The organism is Moraxella canis (assembly GCF_002014965.1).
GTDB lineage: Bacteria > Pseudomonadota > Gammaproteobacteria > Pseudomonadales > Moraxellaceae > Moraxella > Moraxella canis.
Window position 1 is genome coordinate 20,978 of record NZ_MUXT01000008.1, and the last position, 8,335, is coordinate 29,312.

Annotated in this window: 7 protein-coding genes and 1 CRISPR repeat array; all 7 genes read left to right on the plus strand. The window is 46.9% G+C overall.

The window, feature by feature from the left end:
- Positions 1-122 precede the first annotated feature (122 nt).
- The 7 genes from cas5c to cas2 all read left to right on the plus strand — a co-directional run bounded on the left by cas5c (position 123) and on the right by cas2 (position 5,995).
- The gene (gene cas5c / locus B0180_RS06250; protein ID WP_078256153.1) at positions 123-767 is read left to right on the plus strand and encodes a type I-C CRISPR-associated protein Cas5c; all 645 of its coding nucleotides are present in this window, start codon (positions 123-125) and stop codon (positions 765-767) included.
- Positions 764-2,497, plus strand: a complete 1,734-nt coding sequence (gene cas8c, locus B0180_RS06255; RefSeq protein WP_078256154.1) for a type I-C CRISPR-associated protein Cas8c/Csd1 — start codon at positions 764-766, stop codon at positions 2,495-2,497. The genes cas5c and cas8c overlap by 4 nt, the downstream gene beginning before the upstream one ends.
- A gap of 1 nt (position 2,498) precedes the next feature.
- A complete protein-coding gene (cas7c, locus tag B0180_RS06260; protein ID WP_078256155.1) occupies positions 2,499-3,350 on the plus strand; it encodes a type I-C CRISPR-associated protein Cas7/Csd2 in 852 nt (283 codons plus the stop codon).
- A 2-nt stretch (positions 3,351-3,352) separates the two neighbouring features.
- Complete coding sequence (gene cas4 / locus B0180_RS06265; protein WP_078256156.1) at positions 3,353-3,961, plus strand: CRISPR-associated protein Cas4; 609 nt, start codon at positions 3,353-3,355, stop codon at positions 3,959-3,961.
- A gap of 25 nt (positions 3,962-3,986) precedes the next feature.
- The gene (locus B0180_RS06270; RefSeq protein ID WP_078256157.1) at positions 3,987-4,556 is read left to right on the plus strand and encodes an Nmad2 family putative nucleotide modification protein; all 570 of its coding nucleotides are present in this window, start codon (positions 3,987-3,989) and stop codon (positions 4,554-4,556) included.
- 69 nt (positions 4,557-4,625) lie between these two features.
- Positions 4,626-5,636 carry a type I-C CRISPR-associated endonuclease Cas1c gene (gene cas1c, locus B0180_RS06275; protein WP_078256158.1) on the plus strand — a complete coding sequence of 337 codons (1,011 nt, stop codon included), beginning with the start codon at positions 4,626-4,628 and terminating at the stop codon, positions 5,634-5,636.
- 71 nt (positions 5,637-5,707) lie between these two features.
- Positions 5,708-5,995, plus strand: coding sequence for a CRISPR-associated endonuclease Cas2 (cas2, locus tag B0180_RS06280; RefSeq protein ID WP_477472528.1), 288 nt, complete (start codon positions 5,708-5,710; stop codon positions 5,993-5,995).
- A gap of 186 nt (positions 5,996-6,181) precedes the next feature.
- Positions 6,182-8,281: direct repeats of the CRISPR family, unit length 32 nt; unit sequence GTCGCTCCCTTCGCGGGAGCGTGTGTTGAAAC.
- Positions 8,282-8,335: the final 54 nt, after the last annotated feature.

An 8,335-nucleotide genomic window follows, 5' to 3' on the forward strand; every position in this document is an offset into this window, starting at 1 on the left:
AGACGTGAACGAAGGTTGGTTGCTAATAAACTTGCCTATCTTTTTAGAAAAACTGCATGAGTCCTTGACAGTGCTTTATAAATTGATTAACTTAAATACCGTGGAATAAAAAAGGAAATAGTATGAGTTTTATCTTAGAAATCAGTGGAGAGTATGCCTGTTTTACCAGACCAGAGCTCAAAGTGGAGCGTGTCAGCTATCCCGTCATCACGCCGTCTGCCGCAAGGAATATCCTGATGGCGATACTATGGAAACCGGCTATTCGTTGGCAGGTGAAAAAGATTGAGATATTAAAGCCGATTCAGTGGGTTAATATCCGTCGCAATGAAGTTGGCAATAAAATGAGTGAACGCAGTCAAGCACTATATATAGAAGAAAATCGCCAACAGCGTGCATCAATGTTGCTGCGTGATGTGGCATACCGCATTCATGCCGATTTTGTGATGACTAACGAAGCAGGCGAAGATGATAACCGCAATAAATTTGTAGAAATGTTCAAACGCCGAGCAACAAAAGGACAATATTTCCACCAGCCTTATTTGGGTTGCCGTGAATTCCCGTGCAACTTCACATTATTGGAAAAAGCGGAAGACGGCTTGCCGCGTGAAAATATCACGCAAGATTTTGGCTTGATGCTCTACGACATGGATTACAGCAAATCCGCCCCGCGTGATTCCAATCATGCCGAGCCGATGTTTTACCATTGCAAAGCTGAGCACGGTGTGATTATTGTACCGCCAATGGACAGCGACGAGGTGAAACGATGATTCTGCACGCATTAACGCAATATTATCAACGTAAAGCCCTTTCAGAAGGCGGCGTAGCTCCGGAGGGTTTTGAGCAAAAACAAATCCCATTTGTGATTGTGCTTGATGAGTACGGACGTTTTATTCAACTAGAAGATACCCGAGAATTGCAAGGCAAAAAGAAAGTTGGGCGTTCTTTTTTGGTGCCCAAGGGCTTAGGAAGAAGTGGAAAAAATTCATACGAAGTCAGCAATATTCTTTGGGATCACTATGGCTATGTGCTGGCTTATGCCAGTGATAAAACCCAAGAAATGGCAGATAAACAGCATGCCAGTTTTATTGCTAAGGTGGATGAATTAAAAAAAGCCTTGCCTGATGACATGGGGATTCGTGCCGTATCCAACTTCTTGGCTTTGTCTGATGAAAAAGCCAAGGTCATGCAACATGAAAATTGGGAAGAGTGCATTAAAATCAAAGGCTGTAATTTGAGTTTTCGCTTAGTGGGCGAAGCTGCCGCATTGGTCTGCCAGTCCCAAGCTTTACAAAATTATTTGGCACAAAGCAAAGAAGCTGTTTTGGAAGACATATCGCAAGGCATTTGTTTGGTAAAAGGTGAAAAAGCTCCGATAGCACGCTTGCACAATGCAATAAAAGGCGTGAACGCCAAGCCGTCGCCATTTACTTCGGTTAATTTGGCTGCCTTTGAATCTTATGGCAAAAAACAAGGTTCTATCTTCCCCGTGGGTGAACAGGCGATGTTTGAATACACCACCGCACTTAATGTGCTGCTTGCTGGTGAGAACCGCTTTCGCATCGGTGATGTTACCGCCGTCTGTTGGAGTGAAAAACCCACGCCTTTGGAGAGTCGGTTTGCCATGATGATAAACGGCAGTAAAGACAATCCTGACGCTCATATTGATGAAATCAAATCGCTTTATCAGAGCCTGCACAACGGAAAATACACCGAGCCAAACGCCAAAGATAAATTTTATCTTTTGGGTTTGTCGCCCAATTCAGCACGGATTGTGGTGCGGTTTTGGCACGAAACCACCGTTGCACAGTTGTCAGAAAATCTCGCCAAATGGTATGACGATTTAAAAATGGTGCGTGGAGAAAAATCGCCGTATCCAGAATTTATGCCACTGACACGTCTGTTGGGTAATCTGGTCTTGGAGGGTAAGACAGAAAATCTGCCACCGGATTTGGTTGCACAAGTTACCCAATGTGTTTTGAGCAATCGTCCGTTACCGATGAATTTGTTGCAAATGGCTTTACGTCGCAACAAGGCCGAGCAAAAAGTCACTTATGGACGGGCATCATTGATTAAGGCTTATTTGAACCGTGCTGTCCGAGCGGGCAGTTTGAAAAATATCAAGGAGATATCTATGAGTTTGGATAAAACGCGAGAAGATACTGGCTATCTTTTAGGGCGACTGTTTGCTGTTTTGGAAAAAATCCAAAGCGAAGCCAATCCTGGCTTAAATGCCACCATTGGCGACCGTTATTTTGGTGCAGCAGGCAGTACGCCAATTGCTGTGTTTGGTACATTGCTGCGTTTGTCTAAACACCATTTAAGTAAATTGCCCATTGGCAGAAGAACCAATTTAGAAAAGCTACAACAGGAAATTATTGCCAAAATTAATGCTTTTCCAAGTCATCTTAATATCAATCAACAGGGCTTATTTGCCATTGGATATTACCACCAGAAGCAAGACTTTTATCAATCCACCAAAACCGAACAGGAGCAATAAAATGACCATTGAAAAACGCTATGATTTCGTATTTTTGTTTGACGTGCAAGACGGCAACCCCAACGGCGACCCTGATGCAGGCAATCTGCCACGCATCGACCCCGAAACCGGCATAGGCTTGGTGACTGATGTCTGTTTGAAGCGCAAAGTACGCAACTTTGTCCAAATGACCCAAAGTCCAGAGCAGCACGACATATTTATTCGAGAAAAAGGAATTTTAAATCAACTGATTGACGAAGCTCATGAGCAAGACAGTGTTAAGCATAAGGAAAAAGGGGAAAAAACCGAAGCCGCCCGCCAGTATATGTGCAAGCGTTATTATGACATTCGCACTTTTGGGGCGGTACTGACCACCGGTAAAAATGCCGGTCAGGTGCGTGGTCCTGTGCAGCTGACTTTTGCGCGTTCTATTGAACCAATCATCACCCTTGAACACAGCATCACTCGTATGGCTGTAACCAACGAAAAAGATGCCAGTGAAACTGGGGATAACCGCACTATGGGACGCAAATTCACCGTACCTTATGGCTTATACCGTTGCCACGGCTTTGTTTCTGCTCACTTTGCTAAGCAAACTGGTTTTTCAGAAGAAGACTTAGAGCTGTTCTGGCAAGCTCTCATAAATATGTTTGACCATGACCATTCAGCAGCTCGTGGACAAATGAACGCCCGTGGTCTGTATGTATTTGAACACAGCAACAGCTTGGGCGATGCCCCTGCTGACAGCCTGTTCAAGCGTATTCAGGTTACCAAAAAAGAAGGCGTGGACGTTACACGCAGTTTTGATGACTATGTCGTAACTGTCAATGAGCAAGATTTGGCTGCCACCAAACTGTATCGCAAACTTGGCTAAATATGCAATATGTCCCACTCTCCGCCCTGCAACATTACGCCTTTTGTCCGCGTCAGTGTGCCTTGATTCACAACGAACAAGCTTGGGCGGAGAACTATTTGACCGCCCAAGGCCGTGCTTTGCATGAGTGTGTGGACGGCGGCGAGCCGGAGACGCGCAAGGGCGTGCGCTTTGAGCGCAGCGTGCATGTGTCGGCGGAGAATTTGGGTGTGCACGGCGTGCTGGATATGGTCGAGCGTGATTTAAATACAGGCAACCTAAAACCTGTGGAATACAAACGTGGCAAACCTAAGCCCGAACCATTCGACGAAATCCAGCTCTGCGCCCAAGCCTTGTGTTTGGAAGAAATGACCGGGCAAACGGTGGCAGAGGGTGCACTGTGGTATGGGCAAACCCGCCACCGTGTGCCGGTGGTGTTTTCAAACGGTCTTAGGGCGCAAACGCTGGCCGTGATTGGGCAGGTACGAGAACTTTTGGAAAGCGGCATCACCCCGCCGCCTGAATACGGCAAACGTTGTAAAGCCTGTTCGCTTGTGGAGATTTGTCAGCCGAAGTTGATGGAGAAAGATAGGTCGGTGGGGTATGTGGCGGGGTTGTTTGGGGAAGAATAAAAAATTTTACGTAATATGAGTTTATATGGGTGGAACTATGAAAATAATGAGTTATGTTATTACACATGATTATGGATTTGCTCCCAATCCCTATGGTGGAATGTTGACGCTTGCAACCTGCAAACCTGTTATCCGAAATAATGCTAAATTGGGAGATATTCTTGTTGCAACTGGCTCTACAAAAGGAGCGTATGGAAATAAATTGATTTACGTAGGAAAAATTTCTGAAATAATAACTATGGATGAGTATTTTGAAGATTTGAAATTTGAATATAAGAAACCAAAGGGTACAAGTGGTGAAGGTTGTAGAGGAGACAATATTTATTATAAAAATAATAATAAATGGTTCCAGTTGGAAAATAGATTTCATGATGAGGGCAACATGGAACATGATTTGAAATCAAAAAATGTCTTAATATGTGAAGAGTTTTGGTACTTTGGCAATAAAGCGCTAGAAATTCCTGATAGATTTTTGGGAATTGTTAAAAATGGACCAGGTCATAAAAATACAAGTAGTAAAGATATGATTTCTAGTTTTTTAGATTGGATTAATAATTATGAACGAGGTCGGATTGGAAGACCTAGCAGTTTGTAGGTAGATTGAATTTATGGGTAATTACTGAATTCAAAATCTGAGACAAAATTAAAGGAGAATTTTCCAACCATGCGCAAACTGCAAAACACGCTCTACATTACCACGCAAGGCAGTTATCTGCATAAGGAGCGGGAAACGCTGGTGGTGGAGCAGGGGCGTAAGAAGGTGGCGCAGTTGCCAGTGCATGCGATCGGGCATATTTTTTGTTTTGGCAATGTGCTGGTGTCACCTTTTTTGATGGGGTTTTGCGGTGAAAACAATGTGAATCTGGCGTTTTTTACCGAAAACGGGCGGTTCTTGGGGCGTTTGCAGGGTCGGCAGAGTGGCAATGTGCTCTTGCGGCGGGCGCAGTATCGGCTGTCGGAGCAAAATCCCGTGCCAATTGCGCGGCATATCATTGCAGCGAAGATTCAGGCAAGTAAGCGGGTATTGCAACGACATTTACGCAATCATGGTGAGCAGGCACAAATAAAAGCAGCTGTTGTCTCATTGAATGCCAGTTTAAAGCAGCTGCAACACGCCAGCAGTTTGGAGGTTATCCGTGGTATAGAAGGTGAGGCAGCGGCCCGTTATTTTGAGGTGTTTGGGCGGTTGTTGCGAAGTGATGATTTTGTGTTTACAGTGCGTAACCGCAGACCACCCAAGGATGCCGTCAATGCATTGCTGTCTTTTTTGTATGCGGTGCTGGGCAAGGACATCAGTGGGGCGTTGCAGGGCGTGGGCTTGGATCCACAGGTGGGTTTTTTGCATGCCGACCGGCCGGGGCGCGACAGTTTGGCGCAGGATATTTTGGAAGAGTTCCGCGCGTGGTGGGTGGACAGGTTGGTGCTTTCCCTGATTAACCGCGGGCAAATCAAGCCTCAGGATTTTGTGCATGAGGCCAGCGGCGCGGTGAATATCAAACCTGAGGCGCGCAAACTGGTTTTTCAGGCTCTTCAGGCGAAAAAGCAGGAGAAGATTAGGCATCCTTTTTTGCAGGAGGAGGTGGAAATCGGTCTGCTGCCATATATTCAGGCGATGCTGTTGGCAAGACATTTACGGGGTGATTTAACTCATTATCCGCCGTTTTTGATGCGATGAATGTTTAAGGCTCTTATGGGGAGTCTTTGGTATTTTGTAAGCTGCCAAAAATAAGGAGAAGTAGTGTGTTGATGTTGATTACGTATGATATTTCACTAGAAGATGTGGCAGGGCGGGCAAGACTTAGGCAAATCGCCAAACATTGTCTGGATTATGGTGTGCGTGTGCAATATTCGGTGTTTGAGTGTGACATTACGCCTGATCAGTGGGTGAAACTAAAAACCAAATTACTTGACACTTATCACCCAAAGACTGACAGTTTACGGTTTTATCATTTGGGCAGTAAATGGCGGCACAAGGTGGAGCACCATGGGGCTAAACAAGCCTTAGATGTGTTTGCAGATACATTAATTGTGTGATGATATCAATCGCTAACCTGTGGTTCTCATGAAAGTCTCGGTAAGTTAGCGACGAGCTAACGGATTGAATTATTTAACAATTGAGTTTTACGTCAAGCTTTTTTATAATAGAAATGTTTTTAAGGTTGGGTGTTGGCGATTTTGCCTGATGAAAGCCTTGAAAATACTGCTTTTGCAATGGAAGCAGTCGCTCCCTTCGCGGGAGCGTGTGTTGAAACACCGTTTTTCTCCATTTCTTTTAGGGTTTCCATGTCGCTCCCTTCGCGGGAGCGTGTGTTGAAACAGCGGTCAGATGGCGGAAGGTATCAAAACGCTGACGTCGCTCCCTTCGCGGGAGCGTGTGTTGAAACTCAAGAAAAGCACAGTGATTTATCAATCGGTCATGGTCGCTCCCTTCGCGGGAGCGTGTGTTGAAACGTCGTAATCCAAGTCAGTGATTGAATGCCAGATGGTCGCTCCCTTCGCGGGAGCGTGTGTTGAAACGCTGTGGTCAATGGCTCAAAAACTGGCGAATACAAGTCGCTCCCTTCGCGGGAGCGTGTGTTGAAACAGGATTTGAAAAAAGCCATTTGGTATATCCAAGATGTCGCTCCCTTCGCGGGAGCGTGTGTTGAAACATTATACCAAAGTCTAATTTTGTGAGCAATGCTTGTCGCTCCCTTCGCGGGAGCGTGTGTTGAAACAAGGCGTACTACGACAATCAAGCCACACTTGGTAAAGTCGCTCCCTTCGCGGGAGCGTGTGTTGAAACAATGCGTGGTGTGATGAGCTGATCGAGGCGGTGAAGTCGCTCCCTTCGCGGGAGCGTGTGTTGAAACGTATTGATACGAGAAAATGGGTGCTTGCTCGCATGTCGCTCCCTTCGCGGGAGCGTGTGTTGAAACTTGGGCAAGCAAGACAAGCATTTTTGATGATGCTGGTCGCTCCCTTCGCGGGAGCGTGTGTTGAAACTCAAAAAATAAAACTTGAGTCTATTATATGCCATGTCGCTCCCTTCGCGGGAGCGTGTGTTGAAACATTGATTTTATTGACTTTTTGGGGGTTCATGCCGTGTCGCTCCCTTCGCGGGAGCGTGTGTTGAAACCGCCGTCCATTTGGGGGGTCTGCGCTACCTACACGTCGCTCCCTTCGCGGGAGCGTGTGTTGAAACAAGACGGCATGGACGGCATGGACGGCATGAACCCCGTCGCTCCCTTCGCGGGAGCGTGTGTTGAAACTAGCGTTGGATAAACTGTTAGTGTACGCCCCCCAGTCGCTCCCTTCGCGGGAGCGTGTGTTGAAACAGGATAACCATAACAATAAACATACTCGCTGTAGGTCGCTCCCTTCGCGGGAGCGTGTGTTGAAACATTGGCTAGATGAGAACGCCGATGAGCGTTATTAAGTCGCTCCCTTCGCGGGAGCGTGTGTTGAAACATTTTGATAAAAGTTTATAAGTTATTGATTTAATGTCGCTCCCTTCGCGGGAGCGTGTGTTGAAACAGGACACTTAAGGCAGTAACTATTGTTTCGGGATTGTCGCTCCCTTCGCGGGAGCGTGTGTTGAAACCACTCGCCCGTCAAAACTCGTGCCATTTGCCACATGTCGCTCCCTTCGCGGGAGCGTGTGTTGAAACGTATCGCCTGAGCCTGCGTTAAATATCCAACCGAGGTCGCTCCCTTCGCGGGAGCGTGTGTTGAAACACTGTACCTTATTACGATGTCAACGCTGACTATGGTCGCTCCCTTCGCGGGAGCGTGTGTTGAAACTGCGTAGCTAATGCTTGATACTCTTGACGCGCTAAAGTCGCTCCCTTCGCGGGAGCGTGTGTTGAAACACATTTGGCGGTGTGTCTGTAATCTGTACTTGATAGTCGCTCCCTTCGCGGGAGCGTGTGTTGAAACTGCTGAACCAAGTATTAAGTTACGACCGCCGACTGTCGCTCCCTTCGCGGGAGCGTGTGTTGAAACCGTCAAGATTAGGGCAAAGATGAAGTTACCAAAGCGTCGCTCCCTTCGCGGGAGCGTGTGTTGAAACATGAAATCTGGGCATCATGCTATCACCACGCACCGTGTCGCTCCCTTCGCGGGAGCGTGTGTTGAAACGGATTTTGGGCGACGAAAAGCACCAAAAGCTGGCGTCGCTCCCTTCGCGGGAGCGTGTGTTGAAACATGAAATCTGGGCATCATGCTATCACCACGCACCGTGTCGCTCCCTTCGCGGGAGCGTGTGTTGAAACCGTCAAGATTAGGGCAAAGATGAAGTTACCAAAGCGTCGCTCCCTTCGCGGGAGCGTGTGTTGAAACACAAAGCTCAGCAAATGTCAGCTTACCCTCACTGGGTCGCTCCCTTCGCGGGAG

Excerpts from the sequence above, each read along its gene's own strand:
- cas5c (WP_078256153.1), top strand. The coding sequence starts at position 123 with ATGAGTTTTATCTTAGAAATCAGTGGAGAGTATGCCTGTTTTACCAGA.
- cas8c (WP_078256154.1), top strand. The coding sequence starts at position 764 with ATGATTCTGCACGCATTAACGCAATATTATCAACGTAAAGCCCTTTCA.
- cas7c (WP_078256155.1), top strand. The coding sequence starts at position 2,499 with ATGACCATTGAAAAACGCTATGATTTCGTATTTTTGTTTGACGTGCAA.
- cas4 (WP_078256156.1), top strand. The coding sequence starts at position 3,353 with ATGCAATATGTCCCACTCTCCGCCCTGCAACATTACGCCTTTTGTCCG.
- B0180_RS06270 (WP_078256157.1), top strand. The coding sequence starts at position 3,987 with ATGGGTGGAACTATGAAAATAATGAGTTATGTTATTACACATGATTAT.
- cas1c (WP_078256158.1), top strand. The coding sequence starts at position 4,626 with ATGCGCAAACTGCAAAACACGCTCTACATTACCACGCAAGGCAGTTAT.
- cas2 (WP_477472528.1), top strand. The coding sequence starts at position 5,708 with ATGTTGATTACGTATGATATTTCACTAGAAGATGTGGCAGGGCGGGCA.